The organism is Streptomyces sp. NPDC050546, from assembly GCF_044457425.1.
Classification (GTDB): Bacteria; Actinomycetota; Actinomycetes; order Streptomycetales; family Streptomycetaceae; genus Streptomyces.
Genome location: NZ_JBITGX010000004.1, coordinates 242,070 through 265,243 on the forward strand (window position 1 = coordinate 242,070; position 23,174 = coordinate 265,243).

The 23,174-nt window shown below is 70.9% G+C and carries 20 protein-coding genes, 1 tRNA gene and 1 pseudogene; 14 read left to right on the plus strand and 8 right to left on the minus strand.

The features are described 5' to 3' along the window. Window positions 1–7 precede the first annotated feature (7 nt). The 5 genes from ACIBK5_RS12050 to ACIBK5_RS12070 form a co-directional block, all read right to left on the minus strand. A complete protein-coding gene (locus ACIBK5_RS12050; protein WP_399018701.1) occupies window positions 8–1,087 on the minus strand; it encodes a 2-oxoacid:ferredoxin oxidoreductase subunit beta in 1,080 nt (359 codons plus the stop codon). Beyond that, window positions 1,080–3,008, minus strand: a complete 1,929-nt coding sequence (locus ACIBK5_RS12055; protein WP_399018703.1) for a 2-oxoacid:acceptor oxidoreductase subunit alpha — start codon at window positions 3,006–3,008, stop codon at window positions 1,080–1,082. The genes ACIBK5_RS12050 and ACIBK5_RS12055 overlap by 8 nt, the downstream gene beginning before the upstream one ends. Window positions 3,009–3,168: 160 nt before the next feature. Continuing rightward, window positions 3,169–3,828, minus strand: coding sequence for a LuxR C-terminal-related transcriptional regulator (locus tag ACIBK5_RS12060; RefSeq protein WP_382580102.1), 660 nt, complete (start codon window positions 3,826–3,828; stop codon window positions 3,169–3,171). 553 nt (window positions 3,829–4,381) lie between these two features. Continuing rightward, a complete protein-coding gene (locus ACIBK5_RS12065; RefSeq protein WP_399018705.1) occupies window positions 4,382–5,746 on the minus strand; it encodes a sensor histidine kinase in 1,365 nt (454 codons plus the stop codon). Between the two features lie 143 nt (window positions 5,747–5,889). Next, entirely contained in the window at window positions 5,890–7,116 is a 1,227-nt protein-coding gene (locus ACIBK5_RS12070) for a sensor histidine kinase (protein ID WP_399018706.1), read from the minus strand. 223 nt (window positions 7,117–7,339) lie between these two features. Between ACIBK5_RS12070 and ACIBK5_RS12075 the strand changes: the two genes are divergently transcribed. The 12 genes from ACIBK5_RS12075 (at window position 7,340) to ACIBK5_RS12130 (ending at window position 18,995) form a co-directional block, all read left to right on the plus strand. After that, window positions 7,340–7,747: an NADH-quinone oxidoreductase subunit A gene (locus ACIBK5_RS12075; RefSeq protein WP_030234112.1), complete on the plus strand. Its 408-nt coding sequence runs from the start codon at window positions 7,340–7,342 to the stop codon at window positions 7,745–7,747. Then, on the plus strand, window positions 7,738–8,349 hold the full coding sequence (locus tag ACIBK5_RS12080) for an NADH-quinone oxidoreductase subunit B (protein WP_399018708.1): 612 nt from the start codon (window positions 7,738–7,740) through the stop codon (window positions 8,347–8,349). The genes ACIBK5_RS12075 and ACIBK5_RS12080 overlap by 10 nt, the downstream gene beginning before the upstream one ends. Then, entirely contained in the window at window positions 8,346–9,671 is a 1,326-nt protein-coding gene (locus tag ACIBK5_RS12085) for an NADH-quinone oxidoreductase subunit C (protein WP_399018710.1), read from the plus strand. Before ACIBK5_RS12080 ends, ACIBK5_RS12085 begins: the two co-directional genes overlap by 4 nt. After that, window positions 9,668–10,636, plus strand: a complete 969-nt coding sequence (locus ACIBK5_RS12090) for an NADH-quinone oxidoreductase subunit H (protein ID WP_399018713.1) — start codon at window positions 9,668–9,670, stop codon at window positions 10,634–10,636. The genes ACIBK5_RS12085 and ACIBK5_RS12090 overlap by 4 nt, the downstream gene beginning before the upstream one ends. A gap of 2 nt (window positions 10,637–10,638) precedes the next feature. Further along, window positions 10,639–11,301 (plus strand): NuoI/complex I 23 kDa subunit family protein, encoded by a 663-nt coding sequence (locus ACIBK5_RS12095; protein WP_399018715.1) that lies wholly within the window; start codon window positions 10,639–10,641, stop codon window positions 11,299–11,301. Then, window positions 11,298–12,005, plus strand: coding sequence for an NADH-quinone oxidoreductase subunit J (locus ACIBK5_RS12100; protein WP_399018717.1), 708 nt, complete (start codon window positions 11,298–11,300; stop codon window positions 12,003–12,005). The genes ACIBK5_RS12095 and ACIBK5_RS12100 overlap by 4 nt, the downstream gene beginning before the upstream one ends. Then, window positions 12,005–12,412 (plus strand): NADH-quinone oxidoreductase subunit NuoK, encoded by a 408-nt coding sequence (nuoK, locus tag ACIBK5_RS12105; RefSeq protein WP_399018719.1) that lies wholly within the window; start codon window positions 12,005–12,007, stop codon window positions 12,410–12,412. Before ACIBK5_RS12100 ends, nuoK begins: the two co-directional genes overlap by 1 nt. Continuing rightward, on the plus strand, window positions 12,409–14,403 hold the full coding sequence (locus tag ACIBK5_RS12110; protein ID WP_399018721.1) for an NADH-quinone oxidoreductase subunit L: 1,995 nt from the start codon (window positions 12,409–12,411) through the stop codon (window positions 14,401–14,403). Before nuoK ends, ACIBK5_RS12110 begins: the two co-directional genes overlap by 4 nt. A 6-nt stretch (window positions 14,404–14,409) precedes the next feature. Then, window positions 14,410–15,984 (plus strand): NuoM family protein, encoded by a 1,575-nt coding sequence (locus ACIBK5_RS12115; protein ID WP_399018723.1) that lies wholly within the window; start codon window positions 14,410–14,412, stop codon window positions 15,982–15,984. After that, complete coding sequence (locus ACIBK5_RS12120; protein WP_399018725.1) at window positions 15,981–17,504, plus strand: NADH-quinone oxidoreductase subunit N; 1,524 nt, start codon at window positions 15,981–15,983, stop codon at window positions 17,502–17,504. The genes ACIBK5_RS12115 and ACIBK5_RS12120 overlap by 4 nt, the downstream gene beginning before the upstream one ends. A 238-nt stretch (window positions 17,505–17,742) precedes the next feature. After that, the gene (htpX, locus tag ACIBK5_RS12125; protein ID WP_399018726.1) at window positions 17,743–18,606 is read left to right on the plus strand and encodes a zinc metalloprotease HtpX; all 864 of its coding nucleotides are present in this window, start codon (window positions 17,743–17,745) and stop codon (window positions 18,604–18,606) included. Next, entirely contained in the window at window positions 18,603–18,995 is a 393-nt protein-coding gene (locus tag ACIBK5_RS12130) for a YccF domain-containing protein (protein WP_189728669.1), read from the plus strand. Before htpX ends, ACIBK5_RS12130 begins: the two co-directional genes overlap by 4 nt. A 172-nt stretch (window positions 18,996–19,167) precedes the next feature. Here ACIBK5_RS12130 and ACIBK5_RS12135 read toward each other — a convergent pair whose 3' ends face one another. After that, entirely contained in the window at window positions 19,168–20,442 is a 1,275-nt protein-coding gene (locus tag ACIBK5_RS12135) for an APC family permease (protein WP_399018728.1), read from the minus strand. A gap of 193 nt (window positions 20,443–20,635) precedes the next feature. Here ACIBK5_RS12135 and ACIBK5_RS12140 point away from each other — a divergent pair, with 193 nt between their 5' ends. Beyond that, window positions 20,636–20,902 carry a GlsB/YeaQ/YmgE family stress response membrane protein gene (locus ACIBK5_RS12140; protein ID WP_215119504.1) on the plus strand — a complete coding sequence of 89 codons (267 nt, stop codon included), beginning with the start codon at window positions 20,636–20,638 and terminating at the stop codon, window positions 20,900–20,902. A gap of 151 nt (window positions 20,903–21,053) precedes the next feature. Here the strand turns inward: ACIBK5_RS12140 and ACIBK5_RS12145 are convergent, their stop codons facing one another. After that, entirely contained in the window at window positions 21,054–21,542 is a 489-nt protein-coding gene (locus tag ACIBK5_RS12145; RefSeq protein WP_382489292.1) for a YajQ family cyclic di-GMP-binding protein, read from the minus strand. A 221-nt stretch (window positions 21,543–21,763) separates the two neighbouring features. On the opposite strand from ACIBK5_RS12145, the gene ACIBK5_RS12150 reads away from it, so the two are divergent. Then, a tRNA-Tyr gene (locus tag ACIBK5_RS12150) sits at window positions 21,764–21,845 on the plus strand. 529 nt (window positions 21,846–22,374) lie between these two features. Here the strand turns inward: ACIBK5_RS12150 and ACIBK5_RS12155 are convergent. Next, window positions 22,375–23,144: pseudogene (locus tag ACIBK5_RS12155) on the minus strand (transposase). Window positions 23,145–23,174 lie beyond the last annotated feature (30 nt).

Genomic DNA, 23,174 nt, shown 5'->3' on the forward strand with positions numbered 1-23,174 from the left:
GTCGTGCTCAGCCGGCGACCGTCCAGGTGTCCCCGCCCGCCAGCAGCGCGCCCAGGTCGCCCTTGCCGTGCTGCTCGATCGCCTGGTCGAGCTGGTCCGACATCTGCGTGTCGTAGACCGGCCGGTCCACGGAGCGGAGGACGCCGATCGGGGTGTGGTGCAGGGTGTCCGGGTCGGCCAGGCGGGACAGCGCGAACGCCGTGGTCGGGGACGGGGAGTGCGCGTCGTGGACGAGCACCTGGTCCTCGCTGTCCGGCGTCACCGCCACCACCTTCAGGTCCCCGGTCAGCCGGTCCCGTACGACACCCTTGGACAGGTCGGAGCCGAAGCGGATCGGCCTGCCGTGCTCCAGCCGGATCACGGCCTCCTCGGCCTGCTGTTTGTCCTTGAGGGCCTCGAAGGCGTTGTCGTTGAAGATGTTGCAGTTCTGGTAGATCTCGATCAGGGCCGTGCCCTGGTGGGCGGCGGCCTGGCGCAGCACCTCCGTGAGGTGCTTGCGGTCGGAGTCGACCGTCCGCGCCACGAACGAGGCCTCCGCCCCGATCGCCAGCGACACCGGGTTGAAGGGCGCGTCCAGCGATCCCATCGGCGTCGACTTGGTGATCTTCCCGACCTCGGAGGTCGGCGAGTACTGGCCCTTGGTCAGACCGTAGATCCGGTTGTTGAACAGCAGGATCTTGAGGTTCACATTGCGGCGCAGCGCGTGGATCAGGTGGTTGCCGCCGATCGACAGCGCGTCGCCGTCACCGGTGACGACCCACACCGACAGATCGCGGCGCGAGGAGGCCAGACCCGTGGCGATGGCCGGGGCGCGGCCGTGGATGGAGTGCATCCCGTACGTGTTCATGTAGTACGGGAACCGGGAGGAGCAGCCGATGCCCGAGACGAAGACGATGTTCTCCTTCGCCAGGCCCAGCTCGGGCATGAAGCCCTGCACCGCCGCGAGGATGGCGTAGTCGCCGCAGCCGGGGCACCAGCGGACTTCCTGGTCGGACTTGAAGTCCTTCATCGACTGCTTCGCCTCGGCCTTGGGGACGAGGGAGAGCGCTTCGACGGTGCCCGTGCCGTGCGTGGACGTCTCAGCCATCGATGGCCTCCTTCAGAGCCGCGGCGAGCTGCTCCGCCTTGAACGGCATGCCGTTGACCTGGTTGTACGACTGGGCGTCGACCAGGTACTTCGCCCGGATGAGCGTGGCGAGCTGCCCGAGGTTCATCTCGGGGATCACCACCTTGTCGTAACGCTCCAGCACCGCGCCCAGATTCCGCGGGAAGGGGTTGAGATGGCGCAGATGCGCCTGCGCGACGGACTCCCCGGCTCTGCGCAGCCGCCGTACGGCCGCCGTGATCGGGCCGTACGTCGAACCCCAGCCCAGCACCAGCGTCCGCGCCTCGTGCGGGTCGTCCACCACGAGGTCCGGGACGTCGATGCCGTCGATCTTGGCCTGCCGGGTGCGGACCATGAAGTCGTGGTTGGCCGGCGAGTAGGAGATGTTGCCCGTCCCGTCCTCCTTCTCGATGCCGCCGATCCGGTGCTCGAGCCCCGGCGTGCCCGGGATCGCCCACGGCCGGGCCAGCGTCTGCGGGTCGCGCTTGTAGGGCCAGAACACCTCGGAGCCGTCGTCCAGGGTGTGGTTCGGGCCCTGCGCGAACTGCACCCGCAGATCGGGCAGCTCGTCCAGGTCCGGGATCCGCCAGGGCTCGGAGCCGTTGGCCAGATAGCCGTCGGAGAGGAGGAAGACCGGCGTGCGGTACGTCAGCGCGATCCGCGCCGCCTCCAGGGCCGCGTCGAAGCAGTCCCCCGGGGTGCACGGCGCGACGATCGGCACCGGGGCCTCGCCGTTGCGCCCGTACATCGCCTGGAGCAGGTCCGCCTGCTCGGTCTTGGTGGGCAGACCGGTCGACGGCCCGCCGCGCTGGATGTCCACGACCAGCAGCGGCAGCTCCAGCGAGACCGCCAGGCCGATGGTCTCCGACTTCAGCGCCACACCGGGACCGCTCGTCGTGGTCACGGCCAGCGAACCACCGAAGGCCGCGCCCAGCGCGGCCCCGATACCGGCGATCTCGTCCTCGGCCTGGAAGGTGCGCACGCCGAAGTTCTTGTGTTTGGACAGCTCGTGCAGGATGTCCGACGCCGGAGTGATCGGGTACGACCCCAGATACAGCGGCAGATCCGCCTGCCGGCTCGCGGCGACCAGGCCGTACGACAGGGCGAGGTTGCCGGAGATGTTGCGGTAGACACCCGGCGGGAACGCCGTGGCCGCCGGGGCCACCTCGTAGGAGACGGCGAAGTCCTCGGTGGTCTCGCCGAAGTTCCAGCCCGCCCGGAACGCGGCGATGTTGGCCGCCGCGATATCGGGCTTCTTGGCGAACTTGGACTTGAGGAACTTCTCCGTGCCCTCGGTGGGCCGGTGGTACATCCAGCTCAGCAGGCCCAGCGCGAACATGTTCTTGCTGCGCTCGGCCTCCTTGCGGCTGAGGTCGAACTCCTTCAGCGCCTCCACGGTGAGCGTGGTCAGCGGCACCGGGTGCAGGTGGTAGCCGTCCAGCGACCCGTCCTCCAGCGGACTGGTGTCGTAGCCGACCTTCTGCATCGCCCGTTTGGTGAACTCGTCCGTGTTGACGATCACCTCGGCGCCGCGCGGCAGGTCGCCGATGTTCGCCTTCAGCGCGGCCGGGTTCATCGCCACCAGCACGTTCGGCGCGTCACCGGGCGTGAGGATGTCGTGGTCGGCGAAGTGCAGCTGGAAGGACGACACACCCGGCAGGGTCCCGGCGGGCGCCCGGATCTCGGCCGGGAAGTTCGGCAGCGTCGACAGGTCGTTGCCGAACGACGCGGTCTCCGAGGTGAAGCGGTCACCGGTGAGCTGCATACCGTCACCCGAGTCCCCCGCGAACCTGATGATCACTCGGTCGAGACGGCGGACGCCCTTGGCGCCCGCCGCTTTGCGCTGCTCTCCTACGACTGGTCCGTCGGCCTGCTCCGCTGGGCTACTGACCTGGCTGGTCACTGAACTGGACCTCCCTCGAGGCGGCTGTCCCGGACAGGCCTTCCCGCAGGCCTCCCAGGATCAACCCTACGACCGTAAGGGTCGCCTTCTTTGTGTCATTCGCATCTTGGACGCGACTTTGGGGTGATCACGCGGTGATCACGCACCCTTGCGGCGCATGTCAGGAATTGAGGTACGTGAGCACGGCCAGCACCCTGCGGTGGTCCCCGTCGCTCGGCGACAGGCCCAGCTTCAGGAAGATGTTGCTGACGTGCTTCTCGACCGCTCCGTCGCTGACCACCAGCTGCCGGGCGATCGCCGAGTTCGTCCGCCCCTCGGCCATCAGCCCCAGCACCTCCCGCTCCCGCGGCGTGAGCCCCGCGAGCACGTCCTGCTTACGGCTGCGGCCCAGCAGCTGCGCGACCACCTCCGGGTCGAGGGCCGTACCGCCGTCGGCCACCCGCACCACCGCGTCCACGAACTCACGGACCTCGGCCACCCGGTCCTTCAGCAGATAGCCGACACCCCGGCTGGACCCGGCGAGCAGCTCCGTGGCGTAGCGCTCCTCCACGTACTGCGACAGCACCAGCACACCGAGCCCCGGGTGCGCCTTGCGCAACTGCACCGCTGCCCGCACCCCCTCGTCGGTGTGCGTCGGCGGCATCCGCACATCGGCCACCACGACATCCGGCAGCTCGCCCTGCGCGTCCAGCTCGGTGATGGTCTTGATCAGTGCCTCGCCGTCACCCACCCCGGCGACGACCTCGTGCCCGCGGTCGGTCAGCAGCCGGGTCAGGCCCTCCCTGAGCAGCACTGAATCCTCGGCGATGACCACCCGCACCCTGTCCTCCACGATGTTCCGGCCCCCCACAGCCCGCTGCCGCCCGTCCGCAGCCCACAACGGCTCCGCGCCCACCCGTGCGACGGGTCCAGCATTTCAGGATCGGGGGGTGGATGGGGGTGGGACGGGCTTCTTGTCCGCACTGATCGGGGGACAGGGCTTGCCGTCCGTCCAGGTGATTCGGCGCGGGAGGCTTGCTTCCTGTCCGACTGATTCGGGTGGCGGGTGGGCATAGGCCCGGGGGTGGGGGGGGGGGGGGGGGGGGGGGGGGGGGGGGGGGGGGGGGGGGGGGGGGGGGGGGGGGGGGGGGGGGGGGCGGCCGGCGGCCGGGCCGCCGCCCCCCGCGCGCCCCCCCCCCCCCGCGGGCGGCCCCCCCCCCGCCCCCCCCCCCCCCCCCCCCCCGCGCCCCCCCCCCCCCCCCCCCCCCCCCCCCCCCCCCCCCCCCCCCCCCCCCCCCCCCCCCCCCCCCCCCCCCCCCCCCCCCACCCCCGGGGCGGAGCCCCCTGGCGAGCCGGAGACGGAACGTCCCCTCACCCGCCGCCCCGACCGGAGGTCACCGCACGTACGCCCCCCGCCACGGCAACTCCGCCGTCACCCGGGTCGGCCCGCCCGCCGGCGAGTCCACCACCAGGACCCCGTCCACCGCGTCGAGCCGGTCCGCCAGCCCCGCCAGGCCGGAACCCCGGGACACGTCGGCCCCGCCCGCGCCGTTGTCCACGACCTGCAGCATCAGCCGGTTCTCGGTCCGCCAGACCTCCACGCCCGCCCAGGTCGCCCGCGCGTGCTTGCTGACGTTCTGCAGCAGCTCCGACACCGTGAAGTACGCGATCCCCTCGATCGCCGGCGCCGGCCGCTCCGCCAGATCGACCTCGACCCGCACCGGCACCGTGCACCGCGAGGCCACCGCCGACAGCGCCGCGTCAAGACCCCGGTCCGTCAGCACCGCGGGATGGATCCCCCGGGCCAGGTCCCGCAGCTCCTGAAGTGCCGTCTTCACTTCGCCGTGCGCCTCGTCCACCATCCGCGCGGCCGCCTCCGGATCCTCCTGGAGCTTCTCCTTCGCCAGCCCCAGATCCATGGCCAGTGCCACCAGCCGGGCCTGTGCCCCGTCGTGCAGATCCCGCTCGATGCGCCGCAGGTCGGCCGCGGCCGTGTCGACCACGACCCCCCGGTCCGACTCCAGCTCCACCACCCGCGAGGCCAGCCGCGACGGCCCGAGCAGCCCGTGCACCAGCAGCCGGTCCACCATCGTCAGCGCCCGCAGGATCCACGGCACGGCGATCGTGAACAGCAGACCCACCAGCGCGGTCATCGTGATCTCGAAGGGGTTGTCGAGGTAGACCCGGTGCGTCTCGTCGCCGTACAGCTGGACCCCGTCCTGCCCGGCGTACATCGGGAACACCCAGAACCACAGCGGATACGTCAGCAGCCCCCAGCCCAGCACCCACACGTTCACGGCGACGGCGAACGAGAACACCGCCCAGGGCAGCTGCAGCAGCGCGTACAGCAGGGCCCGCCACGAGGCGCCGCTCTTGAGGACGGCACCCATCCACGCCATCGCGCCCGGCTTCTTCACCCGCAGCGGCTCCGGCCCGGCCACCTCAAGGTCCAGCAGCGCCCGTGCCCGCACCCGCTCCAGCGCCCCCAGACCGCGGCACCCGGCGAGAGCCGCCGCCAGCACCGGCACGCCGAGGAACGTCACCAGCAGCCCCGCCCCCAGCGACACCATCGTCACCGCGTAGACGAACAGCATGATGCTGATCGGCAGGCTGAGCAGCACGTAGCCGAGCTCGCGCCAGGTGCGGCCCTCGACCGGCGCCCGCAGCGCGACGGGCAGCCGGTGCCGCCGTCGTTCGGTGCTCCCGGGATACCCCGGCTCGCCGTCGAGCCCGTATCCCTGTCCGTACTCCGTGGCCATCGGCGTCGTCCTTCTCCTCGTCCCGCTGCTGTGCTCTCGATACCTCCACCCTGCTCCGCCGCAGGTCGGCGGACCATGGAGTCCGTCGGCGTCTTGAACGGGGGGTTTTCCCCACCTCCGGCCCAGCGGTTTCCCGGTGCGGCTCAGCGGCCGCCGGTGCCCGCGGCGGAGGCGTCCGTGCGGTCGCGCCACGGCAGTTCCGCCGTGACCGTGGTCGGGCCGCCCTCGGGCGACTCCAGGACGAACAGGCCGTCCACGGCGCCCAGCCGGTCGGCCAGGCCCTTCATCCCCGTACCGCGTTCGAGACTCGCGCCGCCGCGGCCGTCGTCCCCCACCTGTATGAGCAGCCGGTCGGCCGTCCGCCAGACATCCACCGACGCCGACTTCGCCCGGCTGTGCTTGCTGACGTTCTGCAGCAGCTCCGAGACGGTGAAGTAGGCGATGCCCTCGATAGCCGCGGCCGGCCGCGCCGGCAGATCGACCGTCACCTTCACCGGGACCGTGCAGCGCGAGGCGACCGAGGACAGGGCCGCGTCCAGGCCGCGGTCGGTCAGCACCGCCGGATGGATCCCCCGGGCCAGATCCCGCAGCTCCTGGAGCGCCAGCTTCACCTCGCCGTGCGCCTCCTCGACCATCGCCGCCGCCGCGTCGGGATCCTCCAGCACCTTCTCCTTCGCCAGGCCGAGACCCATGGCCAGTGCCACCAGCCGGGCCTGTGCCCCGTCGTGCAGATCCCGCTCGATGCGCCGCAGGTCGGCCGCGGCCGTGTCGACCACGACCCCCCGGTCCGACTCCAGCTCGGCGATGCGCCGCTCCAGCTCGTCCGAGGGCGACAGCAGGCCGCGCACCATGGCCCGGTCGGCGTTGGCCAGCCCCCGCGCGATGAACGGCAACACCGGCCACAGCACGAACAGCGAGGTCAGCGTGATGGCGAAGGTGAGGACGCCCCAGGGCAGCCGGATGAACTCGTACAGCACCGCGCGCCAGCCCACCGGGTCCTTCAGCGACATCCACAACCGCGGGAGGAAACCGCCCGAGCCACGCAGCGGCAGCCGGCTCGGCTCGTCGATCCGCACCCCGAGCAGCGCCCTGGCCCTGGCCCGCTCCAGCCTGCCCAACTGCCGTGCGCCCAGGAGCACGGCCGCGAGCAACGGGAACCCGATCACCGTGACGGTCAGCCCGAAACTGGTGAACAGCGCCGTCGCGACGTAGGTGAATCCGAGCAGTGAGGCGGGAAGGTTCGCGAGAAGGTGCGCGATCTCCTTCCAGGTGTGCCGGTCGTAGGCGAACCGGGGCGGTGGCGGGCGGTCGTCCTGCCCGGCCGTCGTCGCGGCCGCCTTAGTGCCGGTGGACGGGAAGCGTTCGGTCATAGGCGTTAGCGTGCCCGGCCGTGGGCAGCCGCGCCATGAGGTGGACCGCCAGGATCGACTGAGGAAAACCCCACCCCCGCATGCCAGGGCGTGACGGGCTGCTTACCCTGCCTTTATCAGGGCCTAGACTCCCGTGCGTACAGATCGTCGAACAGCGGCGTCCGGGTGAACCGGGGGATCGCCGCAGGACCAGGTCCGAGTTTCAAGGGAGCGAGGGACGGACGTGCCGGAACCGACCGTCGTCACCACGACCGTCGTCGCGGCGGACTACTTCCAGTCCTATTCGGTCGTCGGACTGCTCGCCGTGGTCGGCGTGCTGTTCGTCGCCGTCGCCTTCGGGGCCGGCCGCCTGCTGCGGCCCGTGGTCCCCACTCCCGAGAAGCTCCTGACGTACGAATGCGGCGTCGACCCCGTCGGCGAGGGCTGGGCCCACACCCAGGTCCGCTACTACGTCTACGCCTTCCTCTACGTGATCTTCGCCGTCGACTCGATCTTCCTTTTCCCCTGGGCGACCGTCTTCGCCGCCCCCGGCTACGGCGCGGCGACCCTGGTGGAGATGTTCATCTTCCTCGGCTTCCTGGCCGTGGGCCTGCTCTACGCATACAAGAAGGGCGTCCTGGCATGGACGTGAACCCCTCGGTGTCCGAGCCTGTGCTGCTGCCCGAGCCCACACGGCTCGGCGCCCTGGCCCGCCTCGCACCCGAGCCGATGAAGGTGATCCTCAACTGGGGCCGCCGCTACTCGCTCTGGGTCTTCAACTTCGGACTCGCCTGCTGCGCGATCGAGTTCATCGCCGCGTCGATGGCCCGCCACGACTTCATCCGCCTCGGCGTGATCCCCTTCGCCCCGGGCCCCCGCCAGGCCGACCTGATGGTGGTCTCCGGCACGGTCACGGACAAGATGGCCCCGGCCGTGAAGCGCCTCTACGAGCAGATGCCGGAGCCCAAGTACGTCATCTCCTTCGGCGCCTGCAGCAACTGCGGCGGCCCGTACTGGGACTCGTACTCCGTCACCAAGGGCGTCGACCAGATCATCCCCGTCGACGTCTACGTCCCCGGCTGCCCGCCCCGCCCCGAGGCGCTGCTCCAGGGCATCCTCAAGCTCCAGGAGAAGATCGCCCGCGAGTCGCTGGGGGAGCGGTACGGCACGGAACGCCCCTCGGCGGCAGCGCTGCAGAGCGGCCTGGTGACGCCGCCGTCCCCGTCCGGCTCCGCGCCCGGGGAGGGACGATGACCGCGGTCGGCTGGCTGCCCGCCGACGTCCAGGAACTCTTCGGTACGGACGCCACGGCCGAGGAGTCGTACGAGGTCCTGACGGTCGACGTCCCCCCGGCGACCTGGATCTCCGCCCTGGAGACCGCCCGCGACCGGCTCGGCTGCACCTACTTCGACTGGCTGAGCGCGGTCGACGAACCGGGCACGGGCTTCCGCGTCACGGCCCACATCGCGGCCCTGTCTCCCCTCCGCCGCCTCCTGCTGCGTACGACCATCCCGCACGAGACCCCCGCCCTGCCCTCCGCGGTCGGCGTCTACGCGGGCGCCGCCTGGCACGAACGCGAGACGCACGAGATGTTCGGCATCGCCTTCGAAGGCCACCCGGCACTCGACCACCTGCTCCTGCCCGACAGCTTCGAAGGCCACCCCCTGCGCAAGGACTTCGTCCTGGCCGCCCGCGTCGCCAAGGCCTGGCCCGGCGCGAAGGAACCCGGCGAGTCCGAACACGGCGGCCCCAAACGCCGCCAGATGCTCCCACCCGGCGTCCCCGACCCCAACGAATGGGGCCCCCTGAAGGGCCAACTCCCCCCGGCCCCGTCCCGCCCGACCCGAGCCCCCCGCGCGGCAGGCGAACGCCCCGTACGACGGGCACGCTCGGCCGGGGAGGGCTCGGCGAGCCAGACTGCGGCTGGTGAGACGGCCGCTCCGGCTGCGGGTGGGCCACGGCGTGCGCGTTCGGCGGCGGAGGGTTCGGCGAGCCAGGCCGCCGCGGGCGCCCCGGACACTCAGGCGCCGGCCGCCCCTCTCCGCACCCGTACCGCCGCGGACGGCTCGGCGAGCCAGACGCCCAGCGGGTCGGAATCCCGGGCGACCAAACCTGAGCCCCCGACGCCCGGGCCCGAATCCCCGGCGCCCGGGTCCGAATCCCCGGCGCCCGGTTCCGAAGCAGTGGTGACCGGCACCGAGACGCCGGCCACCGGGCAGCCGGAGTCTCCCGGCACCGAGGCCGAATCCCCGACCCCACCGGCGGGACCGCGCCGCGCGCGCAGCGCGTCGGAGGGCAGCTCGAGCCAACGCGCCGCCTCCGACCGGAGCGACAGCCGGCCGGGCAGGTCTGCCCCCGCTCCGCGCAGCTCGGACGCCCCCTGGCACCACGCCCGCCCGGCCTTCGACGAAGCGGAACCGGAACCGGAATCCGAACCGTCGCCCGAGACCGCGCAGTCGCCGGCCCCCGAGTCCTCGGACGACTCGGAGACCCCCGAGCCCTCAGAGCCCTCAGAGGCCACAGGGACCACAGAGACCACGGACAACCCCGACGACCCCACGGGAGGCACGCGGTGAACGACGCGCTCGACGTCACCCTGCGACTCCTGATCGTCTTCGTCGTCTTCCTCACCTTCCCCCTGATCATCGGCCAGACCGAACACAAGGTCATGGCCCATATGCAAGGCCGCCTCGGCCCCATGTACGCCGGCGGCTTCCACGGCTGGGCCCAGCTGGTCGCCGACGGCGTGAAGTTCGCGCAGAAGGAGGACATCGTCCCCGCGGGCGCGGACCGCCGTATCTTCCAACTGGCCCCCGCCGTCGCCCTGCTGCCCTACCTCCTCGTCCTGCTCGCCATCCCCATCGGCCCGGGCGAGGGAGCCGTCGGCCAGGTCATCGACGCGGGCGTCTTCTTCGTCCTGGCCGTCATGGGCGTCGGCGTCCTCGGCTCGCTCATGGCCGGCTGGGCGTCCGCGAACAAGTTCTCCCTCCTCGGCGGCCTCCGCACCGCCGCCCAGCTCCTCGCCTACGAACTGCCGATGCTGCTCACCGCGGCCTCCGTGGCGATGGCGGCCGGCACCGTCTCCCTCCCCGGCATCCTCGACGCCTTCGAGTGGTGGTGGCTCCCCTGGCAGATCGTCGGCGCGATCGTCTTCTTCGTGGCCGGCCTCGCCGAACTCCAGCGCCCGCCCTTCGACATGCCCGTCGCCGACTCGGAGATCATCTTCGGTGCGTACACCGAGTACACCGGCCTCCGCTTCGCCCTCTTCCTCCTCGCCGAGTACGCCGGAATCGTCGTCCTGTGCGGCTTGACCACCGTCCTCTTCCTGGGCGGCTGGCACGGCCCCTGGGGCGCCGACGGCCTCGGCTGGGTCTGGACCCTGCTGAAGACCGCCGTCCTCGCCTTCCTCGTGATCTGGCTGCGCGTCACCTACCCGCGCCTGCGCGAGGACCAGCTCCAGAAGCTCGCCTGGACCCTCCTCGTCCCCCTCTCCCTCGCCCAGATCGCCCTCACCGGCGTCGTCAAGGTGGTGATCCAGTAACCATGGCCCCCATTCCTGGCAGCGGCCTTGCCAAGGGCCTGGCCGTCACCCTCCGCACGATGACGAAGAAGTCCGTCACCGCGCAGTACCCGGACGCCCAGCCCGACCTCCCGCCCCGCACCCGCGGTGTGATCGGCCTGTTCGAGGAGAACTGCACGGTCTGCATGCTCTGCGCCCGCGAGTGCCCGGACTGGTGCATCTACATCGACTCCCACAAGGAGACGGTCCCGGCGGCGACCCCCGGCGGCCGCGAACGCAGCCGCAACGTCCTCGACCGCTTCGCCATCGACTTCGCCCTGTGCATGTACTGCGGTATCTGCATCGAGGTCTGTCCTTTCGACGCCCTGTTCTGGTCCCCGGAGTTCGAGTACGCCGAGACCGACATCCACGACCTCACCCACGAGCGCGACAAGCTCCGCGAGTGGATGTGGACGGTCCCGGCCCCGCCGGCCCTCGACCCCGCCGCGGAGGAGCCGAAGGAGGTCGCCACGGCCCGCAAGACCGCCGAGAAACTCGCGGCCCAGCAGCAGCCCGCGCCCACCGAGTCCGCCGCCGACGAACAGGCCCGCGCGGCAGAAGCCCCCACCCGCCCGGCAGGCGACTCCCGGCAGCAGACCGACCAGCCGAGGCAGCGGCCCGCGGACGGGCAGGAGGGACAGGAATGACCCTGGCCGCAGCAGCAGCCACGACAGCGGCACACGCCACCACCACGGCAGCGCGCGCCACCACCACGGCCGCCGAAAGCCACGGCTTCCTCTCCCCGACCGGTGTCGAGATCGCCTTCCTCCTCGTCGGCCTGGTCACCTTCGGCGCCGCGATCGTCACCGTCACCACCCGGCAGCTGGTGCACGCCGCCCTGTGGCTGGTGGTGACCCTCGGCGGCCTGGCCGTCGAGTACCTCCTGCTCACCGCCGAGTTCATCGCCTGGGTCCAGGTCCTCATCTACGTCGGATCCGTCGTCGTCCTCCTCCTGTTCGGACTGATGCTCACCAGGGCCCCGATCGGCCGCTCCCCGGACGCCGACTCCGGCAACCGCTGGGCCGCCCTCACCGTGGCCCTCGCCGCGGCCGCCGCCCTGGTCTGGGTCGTCGTCGACGCCTTCCGCACGACCTGGATCGACCTGGACGGCCCCGCCGCCGGTTCCACCGAGGCCACCGGCGCCAGCCTCTTCCAGAACTGGGTCCTCCCCTTCGAGGCCCTCTCCGTCCTCCTCCTCGCCGCCCTGGTCGGCGCGATCGTCCTGTCCCGCAAGGCGAAGGCCGACGCGGCGGCCGCGCCCGAGAGCGCTCCAACCGAGAGCGCTCCAACCGAGAGCGGCCCAGCCGAGAGCGCCCCGGCCGGCCGGAGCGAGAAGGAAGGCACCCGCTGATGCACCTCGCCTATCCCGCCGTCCTCTCCGCCCTCCTCTTCTGCACGGGCCTGTACGGCGTCCTCGCCCGCCGCAACGCGATCCTGGTCCTGATGTCGGTCGAGCTGATGCTCAACGCCGTCAACCTCAACCTGGTCGCCTTCGACGTCTGGCTCAGCAAGACCGCCGCGGAGACCCTGCACTCCGGCCAGGCCCTGACCCTGTTCACCATCGCCATCGCCGCCGCCGAGATCGGCATCGGCCTGGCGATCGTCCTCGCCGTCCACCGCAACCGCGGCACCGCGGACATCGACAAGCTCCGCGACACCGCCGAACGGCACGGCCCCGACGGCGACGACGACCCCGACCACGAAGCCCTCACGGCCGCGCGGTCCGACGAGGCCCAGAAGGCTGAGGCCACCGCGTGACCACGACCACCCTCGCCGTCCTCGTCCCCCTCCTTCCGTTCCTCGGCGCCGCCGCCGGCCTGCTCCTGGGCCGCACGGCACCCGGCTTCGTCCGCCCGCTCGCCGTCCTGCCGACCCTCGCCTCCCTGGTGCTCGCCGCGCTGGTCGCCGCACGCCAGGGCGGTGACACGGCCGTCAACGCGGCCACGGAACTCACCCCGACCGGCTCGGTCCCCATCGAACTCGCCCTGCACATCGACGGCTTCGCCGCCCTCGTCGCCGTCGTGGTCGGCCTGGTCGCGACCTGTGTGCAGATCTACTCGACGGGCTATCTGCGCGACGACCCGCGCTACCCCTCGTACGCCGCTCTGGTCTCCCTGTTCACCTCCGCGATGTTCCTGGTCGTCTACTCCGGCGACCTGATCGTGCTGCTGGTCGGCTGGGAAGTCATGGGCATCTGCTCCTACTTCCTCGTTGGCCACTACTGGGAGACCCCGGAGGCCCGCGCCGCCTCCCTCAAGGCCTTCCTGGTCACCAAGCTCGGCGACGTCCCCTTCCTCATCGGCCTGTTCGCCCTCGCCACCGACGCCGGCTCCTTCCGCATCACGAAGGTCCTCGGCGCCGTCGCGAGCGGCTCGCTCGACCACCCGACGCTGATCGCCCTGCTGCTCCTCGCGGGCGTGGCGGGCAAGTCGGCGCAGTTCCCGCTGCACACCTGGCTCCCCGACGCGATGGCGGGCCCGACTCCCGTCTCCGCGCTGATCCACGCCGCGACGATGGTCGCCGCCGGTGTCTACTTCATCGCCCGTCTCCTTCCTGTCTTCGAGGCCTCCCAGGCCGCGATGGTCGTCCTCGCCGTCATGGCCGCCGTCACCATGGCCGGCTCGGCGCTCGCCGCGCTCGCCCAGGACGACATCAAGCGCGTCCTCGCCTACTCGACGATCGGCCAGCTGGGCTACATGACCGGCGCCCTCGCCGTCGGCGACCGCGGAGCCGCCGTCTTCCACCTCCTGTCCCACGGCGCCTTCAAGGCGCTGCTGTTCCTCGCGGCCGGCGTGATCATCCACGCCGCCGGCACCAACTCGCTCGCCGCCATGTCCCGCATGCGGAACCTGCGCGACCGCGTCCCCGACGCCTACTGGACGATGACCGTGGCGCTGCTCGCGCTCGCCGCGATCCCGCCCTTCAGCGGCTTCTTCTCCAAGGAGGCCGTCCTCGGCGTCGCCGAACACGTCGTCACCGGACACACCGAGCACACCCCCGCCGCCGCGGGCTGGATCGTCCTCGTCGCCGGCCTGCTCACGGCCCTGCTCACCGCCGCCTACGCGATGCGCCTGTGGCTGCTCGCCTTCCGAGGCCGGGGCACGGAAGCCCCCGACCACGGCAAGGAGCCGCTGACGATGACGGTCGTGCTGTGGGTCCTGGCCGTCCCGTCCCTGGCCCTCGGCGGATTCGCCTTCCGCCTGCTGCCCGACTGGTTCGACGGCCGTGACCTCGGCCCGACCGTCACCACCTCCGTGCTCGGCACCGGCGTGGCCCTGGTCGGCGGCATCGTCACCTATGGCGCCTGGCGGCACACCACCGCACTCGCGGCCCGTGTTCCGCTCGGCGCGGTCGCAGCCCACCCCGAGGGCGACGCCGCCCGGGTCGAGGCGGAAGCCATCGCCACCCACGAGCCGGCCTACGGCGACATCGCCTACGCGCCCGACCCCGCCGACCCGGGACGGCTCCTGCTCGGCCCCCTGCACCGGCACGCGGCCGCCGGCTTCCACCTGGACGCCGTGTACACGGCACTCTTCGTCCGCCCGGTCCAGGCCGGAGCGAGCCTCGTCCGGTTCCTCGACCGCGAGGTCGTCGAGACCTACGTACGCGGTGCGGGTGCCTTGCCCCGTTGGCTCGGCGCCGCCGTACGGCGCGCCCAGACCGGCAACGTCCAGACCTATGTGAGCGCGCTGCTCGCCGGCACCGTCGTCCTCGCGGTCGCCGCCGTCCTCGTCGCCACGGGAGCGTGAGCAGGCGTGATCGATATCAACGAGTCCGTGATGCAGGTCCTTCTGGCGTTCATCGTCGTCGGCCCGCTCCTCGGCGCCGCCGCGGCTCTCCTGCCCGCCCCGCCCGGGCTGAAGGGGAAGTCACCCGAGCAGGCGGTGCTCCGGCACGGCGTCACCGTCACCGGCGCGGTCCTCATCGCGGCGATCGTCCTCGCGCTCGGCTTCGACCACGACCAGCCGTCGAAGATGCAGGCCAGCACCGACATCAGCTGGATCCCCGCACTCGACGTCCGCATCCACCTCGGCATCGACGGCATCTCCCTCCCCCTTCTGGTCCTGACCGCGCTGCTGACCTTCCTCTGCGCGCTCTACTCCTATTTCAAGATGCCCGAAGGCCCCACCCCGAAGGCCTTCGTCGCCCTGCTGCTCGTCCTCGAGTCCGGCACCCTCGCGACCTTCGCCGTCCTCGACCTGCTGCTGTTCTTCCTCGCCTTCGAGATGGTCCTCATCCCGATGTACTTCCTCATCGCCCGCTGGGGCGGCGAGGGCCGGAGCCAGGCCGCCTGGCGGTTCATCCTCTACACGCTGCTCGGCTCCGTGGTCATGCTGCTCGGCCTGCTCCTGATCGGGCTCAAGGCGGGCACGTTCGACATGATGGCACTCGCCACTGACAACGGCCGGTCGCTGAGCACATCCGTGCAGGTCATCGCCGTTTTGTCGATCGGGATTGGCCTCGCGGTCAAGACGCCGATGTGGCCGCTGCACAGCTGGCTGCCCGACGCCCACACCGCCGCGCCGACCGTCGGCTCGGTCCTGCTGGCCGGTGTCCTGCTCAAGATGGGTACGTACGGGTTCGTCCGGATCCTGCTGCCCATCGCGCCCGACGGCTTCCGTACCTTCGCGCCCTACCTCGCGGCGCTCGCCGTGGTCGGCATCATCTACGGATCCCTGGCCTGCCTGGCCCTCGCCAAGCAGGGCGCGAAGGGCGATCTCAAGCGCCTCATCGCCTACTCGTCCGTCGGTCACATGGGCTTCGTCCTGCTCGGCATCGCCACCATGACCCCGACCGGTGTGAACGGCGCCCTCTTCGCCAACATCGCCCACGGCTTCATCACCGGCCTCCTCTTCTTCCTGGTCGGCGCGCTGAAGGACCGCACCGGCACCACCGACCTCGACACCCTCGCCGAGGAGACCGGAGCCGCGCTCTACGGCAAGGCCCCGCGCCTCGGCGGCCTGCTCGCCTTCGCCGCGGTCGCCTCGCTCGGCCTGCCGGGCCTGGCCGGCTTCTGGGGCGAGATGCTGGCGCTGTTCGGCGCGTTCCAGCCCGCCGCGGGCCTCAGCCGACCGGCCTTCCTCACCTTCATGGCGATCGCCGCGTTCGGCACCCTGCTGACGGCCGCGTACCTGCTGATCGTGGTCCGCCGCGTCTGCATGGGCGCCCTGCCCCAGGACGCGCCGAAGCTGACCGACGTGCGCTCGTACGAGTTCGCGGCCTGGACTCCGCTCGTCGCCCTCACCGTCGTCGCGGGCCTGTGGCCCAAGGCCCTCCTCGGCCTGAGCGACCCGGCCGTCCAGCAGCTCCTCGCAGGAGGCAACCGATGAGCTCTCCGGCCCAGCACCTGGCCGCGTCGCTGGTCCAGTCCGTCGACTGGCTCGCGATCGCGCCGCCCACCATCGCGGCGGTCGTCGGACTCGTCGTCCTGGTGGCCGACCTGTTCGTCGCCGAGCACCGGAAGGCGCTGCTCGGCTGGACGTCGGTGGCGGGCCTGGCCGCCGCCACCCTGATGCTGCTGCCCCTCCTGGACGGCGACCGCAGCACCTTCTGCCTGACCGGCGACGCCACAGTCTGCAGCTACACCGCCGACCGCTTCACCCTGGTCATCCAGTTCCTGGTCCTCGGCGGGGCCCTCCTCACCGCCCTCCTGTCGGTCACCGCCCTGAAGGACGGCCGCAAGGAGCTCCCCGAAGGGGAGTACTGGTTCCTGCTGTTGTCCTCCGCGGCCGGCGCCGCCCTCCTGCCCGCCTCCCGCGACCTGGCGACCCTGATCGTCGCCCTGGAGGTCGCCTCCCTGCCCGCCTTCGCGCTGGTCGGCCTGAAGTACGGCGACCGGAAGTCCTCCGAAGCGGCCCTGAAGTTCTTCCTGTCCTCGGTCACCGCGACCGCGGTCAGCCTCATGGGCATCAGCTTCGTGTACGCCTCCACGGGCACCCTCTACCTCACCCAGGTCGCCGACCGCGTCCAGAACGTCGACGGACAGCTCCACACGCTCGCCCAGACCGGCGTCGTCCTCACCCTCGTCGGCTTCGCCTTCAAGACCGCAGCCGTGCCCTTCCACTTCTGGGTGCCCGACACCTACGTGGGGGCGCCCCTGCCCATCGCCGCCTACCTTTCGGTCATCGGCAAGGCGGTCGGCTTCAGCGGCCTGATCCTCGTCACGGTCGTGGCCCTCCCGTCGTACGCCGACCTCTGGGGCCCGGCCCTGGCGGTCCTGGCAGCGCTCACCATGACCGTGGGCAACGTCGGAGCCCTGCGCCAGCAGGCCACGCGCGCGTACAGCGCGGTCCGCCTGCTCGCCTGGTCGTCCGTCGGCCAGGCCGGCTACCTGCTCGTACCGATCGCCGCCGCCGCGTACTCCGGGGACGCCGAGAAGTCGGTCGGCTCCACCGTCGCCTACGCCCTGATGTACGGCGCCGTGAACCTCGGTGCCTTCGCCGTGGCCGCGCTCGTCGGCAGGGCGAGGCCCCTCAACCGCGTCGCCGACTACCGCGGCCTGTACGCGTCGAGCCCCCTGTCCGCGCTGCTCCTGGCGTTCTTCCTGCTCTGCCTCGCCGGACTGCCCCCGGGCGTCATCGGCCTCTTCGCCAAGGTCACCGTCTTCGCGGCGGCCGTCGACGCGGGCCTCGGCTGGCTGGCCGTGATCATGGCCGTCAATGTCGTCATCGCGCTGTTCTACTACCTCCAGTGGACGACCCTGCTCTTCCGCGCCCCCGAGGGCGAGCCCGAGAAGCACCGGGTCCCGGCCCCTCTCACCGCCGCGATCGCCCTGACCGGCGTCCTCGGCATCGCCCTGTCCGGGGCACCCCAGCTAGTCCTGCGCTTCACCGACACCTCCCTTTTCTGAACGACAGCCGCTTTCGCCACGCGCGCGTGGGGCACCCGCCTCCCCACGCGCGCGTGCCGCTTCCCGGCGCCGTTCACCCGGACGGCCCATACCCGCCGCCGCACGCACAAGGGAACTAGTGCCCCCCGCCTGGCGTTGACCAGTACGGGAGGGTCCACTGGACGTGACACCACGGCACCAGTGGCACCGCAGATCACCGAGCAAGGGTCCCCCTGCCGCACCACTTGGAGGGCGTACCGTGCACCGCCGGCACAACGGGCTCAGGACCGCAGTCCTCCTCGGGGGACTGTCCGCCCTCATCATCGTCATCGGCAGCTTTTTCGGCCGCATGGGGCTCGTCATCGCCGTCCTGGTAGCACTGGCCACCAACGCGTACGCCTACTGGAACAGCGACAAGCTGGCACTGCGCGCGATGCGGGCACGCCCGGTGAGCGAGTTCGAGGCCCCGGGGCTCTACCGCATGGTCCGCGAGCTCTCCACCCAGGCCCGCCAGCCCATGCCGCGTCTGTACATCTCGCCGACGGAGGCGCCCAACGCCTTCGCCACGGGCCGCAACCCGCGCAACGCCGCCGTGTGCTGCACCGAAGGAATCCTGCGCCTCCTGGACGAGCGCGAGCTGCGCGGCGTCATCGGCCACGAGCTCAGCCATGTCTACAACCGCGACATCCTCATCTCGTCGGTCGCCGGCGCCCTCGCCTCCGTGATCATGTTCCTGGTCAACTTCGCCTGGCTGATCCCGATCGGGCGCTCGGACGACGATGACGGCCCCGGCCTGCTCGGGATGCTGCTGATCATGATCCTGGGCCCGCTCGCCGCCTCGCTCATCCAACTGGCCATCAGCCGCTCCCGGGAGTACCACGCGGACGCCTCCGGCTCCCAGCTCACCGGCGACCCACTCGCCCTGGCCAGCGCCCTGCGCAAGCTCGAACTCGGCACGAAGCAGCTCCCGCTGCCCCCCGAGCCGCGCATCGAGACCGCCAGTCACATGATGATCGCGAACCCGTTTCGCCCCGGCCAGGGCCTCTCGAAGATGTTCTCCACGCATCCGCCGATGGCGGAACGCATCGCCCGGCTAGAGAAGATGGCAGGTGGGAACCAATGAGGACCATTCTCAACGTCATATGGCTCGTCCTGAGCGGCTTCTGGCTGTTCCTCGCCTATATGCTCGCGGGCCTGCTCCTCTGTATCACCATCATCGGGATCCCGTTCGGCATCGCGGCCTTCCGCATCGGCGTCTACGCCCTGTGGCCCTTCGGATACACCACGGTCGAGCGCCGTGACGCGGGCGCGCCGTCCTGCGTGGGCAACGTGCTCTGGCTGGTGCTCGCGGGCTGGTGGCTGACCCTCGGCCACATCGCCACCGGCATCGCCCTGTGCGTCACGATCATCGGCATCCCGCTCGGCATCGCCAACTTCAAGCTCATCCCGGTCTCCCTGCTCCCGCTCGGCCGCGACATCGTCCGGACCGACGAGCCGTTCACGGCACGCTGACGGCGGGATTACGCAGCCCGGTCTCCACAGGCCAGGGGTTATCCACAGGCCCGCCCGGCTGTCAGCGGCGGCCTGCATGATGAACCCATGACCGCGATCGAGCAGTTGCCAGGGGCCAAGAGAGCCCGACCCGCAACAGCGGCGAAGGGCCTGCCCCAACCGCCCCGCGGCCCTACGCCTTCCCCGCCCCGGCCCCCGCCGCCCACCGCCGCACTCCATACACGACCGCGCCCACCAGCAGCACACCCGCTCCCACGACCACCGAGACCGCCGGCAGCGAGAACGCCAGCACCACGCACCCGGCAAGCCCGACTCCCGCCACCCCCCGAGCCGCGAGCGCCGCCGACGCCGATGCCGAATCCAGCGTCCAGGCCGACGCGTTGGCCACGGCGTAGTACGCCAGCACACCGAAGGAGGAGAACCCGATCGCGCCCCGGACGTCGACCGTGGCGGCCAGGACCGCGACCACCGCACCCACCGCCAGCTCCGCCCGGTGCGGCACCTGGAACCGCGGATGCACGGCCGCCAGCGCCCCCGGCAGATGCCGATCCCGGGCCATGGCCAGCGTCGTCCGCGAGACCCCGAGGATCAAAGCCAGCAGTGAGCCCAGCGCGGCCACGGCCGCACCGACCCGTACCACCGGCACGAGCCAGGGCGTCCCGGCCGCCCGCACCGCGTCGGCCAGTGGTGCCGCCGCGTCCACGAGACCGTCCGACCCGAGCACCGAAAGGACAGCCACCGCCACACACCCGTACACCACCAGCGTGATGCCCAACGCCAGCGGAATCGCGCGCGGAATGGTGCGCTCCGGGTCGCGTACCTCCTCACCGAGAGTCGCGATACGGGCGTACCCGGCGAACGCGAAGAACAGCAGGCCGGCCGCCTGAAGCACGCCGCCCGCACCGCCCGAGGCCCCGACGTCCAGCCGCCCGGAGTCCGCCGCACCGGACACCAGACACCCGACCACCACGGAAGCGAGGACAGCCAGGACCACCGCCACGATCACCCGCGTCAGCCACGCGGACTTCTGGATCCCGCCGTAGTTCACCGCGGTCAGCGCCACCACGGCCGCGACCGCCACCGCGTGCGCCTGCTCCGGCCAGACGTACATGCCCACCGTGAGCGCCATGGCCGCACAGGAGGCCGTTTTCCCGACCACGAACGACCAGCCCGCGAGGTACCCCCAGAACTCCCCGAGCCGCTCACGCCCGTAGACGTACGTGCCGCCCGAGGCGGGATACAGGGCGGCGAGGCGAGCCGACGACGTCGCGTTGCAGTAGGCGACCACGGCGGCGACGGCGAGCCCGAGGAGCAGCCCGGACCCGGCGGCGTGCGCCGCCGGCGCGAGGGCGGCGAAGATCCCGGCTCCGATCATCGAGCCGAGTCCGATGACCACGGCGTCCCCCACGCCGAGGGTACGGCGCAGTCCGGAACCGGAGGCTGTCATGCGTCGCACCCTACTGATCAGCGCAACCGGTGGGTGCCTTCAGGGCGTCCTCCCCACCAAGACGGCGTGAAAGCGCGCGGCAAGGACGACGCGCGCGGTACGCCCGACGTACGACGCACGGGCACGGCCTGCCGGGAGCAAGATCACATGGCCGGGACAGTGCGGGCACAGCGTGAAAGGGCAGGTTCACGGCATGACCATTATCAGCTGGATCATCCTCGGACTGTTGGCCGGAGCCATCGCGAAATTCCTGCTGCCGGGGCGCGACCCGGGCGGCCTCATCGGCACGACCCTGATCGGCGTCGCCGGCGCGTTCATCGGCGGCTGGATATCGGCCCGCTGGATGGACCACCCGATCACCAAGGACTTCTACGACGGCACGACCTGGGCCGCGGCGATCGGCGGATCGCTCGTCCTTCTGGTCGCCTACCGGCTCCTGTTCGGCAACTCGCGCAGCTGAACGGGCCCACCGGCCGCAGCCGGCAGACGAGAAGGGTGGACACCAGCAGGTGCCCACCCTTTCTCGTGCCTGTGCAGACCGTGATCTCGTGCCTGTGCAGACCGTGATCTCGTGCCTGTGCAGACCGTGAGCCTCGAGGGCCCGACCGGACCTACCGGTAGTTCACGAACTGCAGGGCGAAGTCGTAGTCCTTGTCCTTGAGCAGGGCGATGACGGCCTGCAGATCGTCACGGCTCTTCGAGCTGACCCGCAGCTCCTCGCCCTGGACCTGGGCCTTCACGCCCTTCGGGCCCTCGTCGCGGATGGCCTTCGCCACCTTCTTCGCGTTGTCCTGGGAGATGCCCTCCTTGATCGAAGCGAAGATCTTGTACTCCTTGCCGGAGAGCTGGGGCTCGCCCGCGTCCAGAGCCTTCAGCGAGATTCCGCGCTTGATCAGCTTGGACTGGAAGACGTCGAGGATCGCCTTCACCCGGTCCTCGGAGTTCGCCTCCATGAGGATCTGCTCACCGGACCACGAGATCGAGGCGCCCACGCCCTTGAAGTCGTAGCGCTGCGAGATCTCCTTGGCGGCCTGGTTGAGTGCGTTGTCGACCTCCTGCCGCTCGACCTTCGAGACGATGTCGAAACTGGAGTCGGCCATGTCCTGTGGCTCCTTGTATCGGGGTGCGTATCGTGCGTACCGGCGTACGTGGGCGGCCGCCGGTCCCGTTCAGGTCCCGGGCCGCATCCGGACAAGCCTAGCCACCCCCCGCCCTTCGGGCGCCGATCAATCGGGTGGCGAAGCACCCCTCCACATCAGGTATTGTTTACGTCGTTGCCACGGAGCGCCGCCGAAAAGCGGTTCGAAGGGCAGCAACCCCCGGCGGTGTGCCCGAGCGGCCAAAGGGAGCAGACTGTAAATCTGCCGGCTCAGCCTTCCCAGGTTCGAATCCTGGCGCCGCCACACGGGAAACGAAGGGCCCGTGACCTGCTAACCAGTAGGTCACGGGCCCTTCGTCATGTGTTCGGGCGCTCAGCGTCTCACTGCGTCTCGTGTTCGAACGGCTCATCGTGAGCTGTGTGGACTGGCCGGGGCATGGACGGTCTCCCGCGCAGCTCCACCATGTCGGTTCAGGCATGCAGGGCTCTTGGAGTTCGCTGCATCGTCGCCATCCTTCGGGGCAGCACTTCCACCCCGTGGTCGGCCCACTCGACGACAGATAGAGGCTCGACGCAGGAACTGAGCAATCTGGACGGCGCAGCGTGATGAAGATCATAAGGATGCTGGGTCAACACCGAGCCGAACCACCTGTGTTCCGGACCAGCCCGTCGCGCGTGGTCTGGAACACTCGACCGTCCAGGGCGGTGGCGTACCCCACGAGATGCCACCGCAGAGGGGCGACCAGTTCAGGTGAAATCGGCCATGCGTCACACCGCCTAAGGGCTGTCCCGTAAATGATCTACGGCAGGCGGGGTGCCCAGTGCCGTTGTTGTCACCCGGCGAGGGTGAGGTTGTGCAGGCGTGCGACACCGGGCATGGCGTGGTGGACGCCGTCGCCTTTCAGGCGGCAGTCGCGGAGGATCTTCCAGGTCTTCATGCGGGCGAAGGTGTGCTCGACGCGGGTGCGGACCTTGCTGCGTGATGCGTTGTGTTGCTCTTTCCAGGCCGGCAGTTCGGCCCGGAAAGCGTTCGCGGCGGTGCGGGATGACCATGCCGGTGCCCCGGTAGCCGCCGTCCGCGATCACGGTCGTCCTGCCGACGGCGGCCTTTGCGCCGGACAGCTCCCACGCCTTGCAGTCATTGCGATTGCCCGCGACCGGGCGGCTGACCGCGGCGATGAGCCGGGTGTCGGCGTCGATGACGACCTGGTGGTTGGTGGAGTACCGGTAGTTCTTCGACTGCTCGGTGACAGAGTGGTCGCGGGTGGGCACCAGGGTGCCGTCCACGATCAGCGCGGTGTCCTTGCGGAACCGCCCGCGGGGCTGGAGCGCGAGAGCGGGGCCCGAGGTGGTCGACGATGCGGTCGGCGGATGACTTTGAAACCCCGAACAGCGCCGCGAGCTGCCTCAGAGTCAGGTTCGTCCGCCAGTACGCGGCAACCAGCAGCACCCGGTCCTCCAGAGGCAGGCTCCACGGCCGGCCCTTGCGTACGGGGTCTGCACCCTCCCGCATACGCGGTGATCAGCTTGCCGAACTGCCGCGGCTCAGCCCGGTGAACGGGGCTATCCAGGACGGCTCCGACGCCGTGATCACACCAGCCACACGAAGATCATCCCAGGATGGCTAGGGGGC

Excerpts from the sequence above, each read along its gene's own strand:
- ACIBK5_RS12140 (WP_215119504.1), top strand. The coding sequence starts at position 20,636 with ATGACCATTATCAGCTGGATCATCCTCGGACTGTTGGCCGGAGCCATC.
- ACIBK5_RS12050 (WP_399018701.1), bottom strand. The coding sequence starts at position 1,087 with ATGGCTGAGACGTCCACGCACGGCACGGGCACCGTCGAAGCGCTCTCC.
- ACIBK5_RS12135 (WP_399018728.1), bottom strand. The coding sequence starts at position 20,442 with ATGACAGCCTCCGGTTCCGGACTGCGCCGTACCCTCGGCGTGGGGGAC.
- nuoK (WP_399018719.1), top strand. The coding sequence starts at position 12,005 with ATGCACCTCGCCTATCCCGCCGTCCTCTCCGCCCTCCTCTTCTGCACG.
- ACIBK5_RS12145 (WP_382489292.1), bottom strand. The coding sequence starts at position 21,542 with ATGGCCGACTCCAGTTTCGACATCGTCTCGAAGGTCGAGCGGCAGGAG.
- ACIBK5_RS12100 (WP_399018717.1), top strand. The coding sequence starts at position 11,298 with ATGACCCTGGCCGCAGCAGCAGCCACGACAGCGGCACACGCCACCACC.
- ACIBK5_RS12095 (WP_399018715.1), top strand. The coding sequence starts at position 10,639 with ATGGCCCCCATTCCTGGCAGCGGCCTTGCCAAGGGCCTGGCCGTCACC.
- ACIBK5_RS12130 (WP_189728669.1), top strand. The coding sequence starts at position 18,603 with ATGAGGACCATTCTCAACGTCATATGGCTCGTCCTGAGCGGCTTCTGG.
- ACIBK5_RS12080 (WP_399018708.1), top strand. The coding sequence starts at position 7,738 with ATGGACGTGAACCCCTCGGTGTCCGAGCCTGTGCTGCTGCCCGAGCCC.
- ACIBK5_RS12085 (WP_399018710.1), top strand. The coding sequence starts at position 8,346 with ATGACCGCGGTCGGCTGGCTGCCCGCCGACGTCCAGGAACTCTTCGGT.
- ACIBK5_RS12070 (WP_399018706.1), bottom strand. The coding sequence starts at position 7,116 with ATGACCGAACGCTTCCCGTCCACCGGCACTAAGGCGGCCGCGACGACG.
- ACIBK5_RS12065 (WP_399018705.1), bottom strand. The coding sequence starts at position 5,746 with ATGGCCACGGAGTACGGACAGGGATACGGGCTCGACGGCGAGCCGGGG.
- ACIBK5_RS12120 (WP_399018725.1), top strand. The coding sequence starts at position 15,981 with ATGAGCTCTCCGGCCCAGCACCTGGCCGCGTCGCTGGTCCAGTCCGTC.